The following is a 261-nucleotide window of genomic DNA, read 5'->3' as shown; positions in this document are numbered from 1 at the left end:
CACGCCCGATGTCGATGCCGATGGGGAGGAGCAGCACCTGCGGCGCGCGCTGAGCAACCGCCACATCCAGCTGCTCGCGATCGGCGGCGCGATCGGAACCGGCCTGTTCATGGGCAGCGGCAAGACGATCTCGGTGGCGGGACCATCGGTGATCTTCGTCTACATGATCATCGGCTTCATGCTGTTCTTCGTCATGCGGGCGATGGGCGAACTGCTGCTGTCGAACCTCAAGTACAAGTCGTTCAGCGACTTCGCGAGCGA

General features: G+C 62.8%; 1 pseudogene. It reads left to right on the top strand.

Annotation, left to right across the window (positions count from 1 at the left end):
• Positions 1-261: pseudogene (locus R0J87_RS21790) on the top strand (hypothetical protein); the annotation flags it as partial.

The sequence above is a fragment of the Halomonas sp. SIMBA_159 genome (genome assembly GCF_046536035.1).
In the GTDB taxonomy this organism is placed as follows: domain Bacteria; phylum Pseudomonadota; class Gammaproteobacteria; order Pseudomonadales; family Halomonadaceae; genus Vreelandella; species Vreelandella venusta_A.
This window is presented reverse-complemented; position numbering and strand designations above follow the sequence as displayed.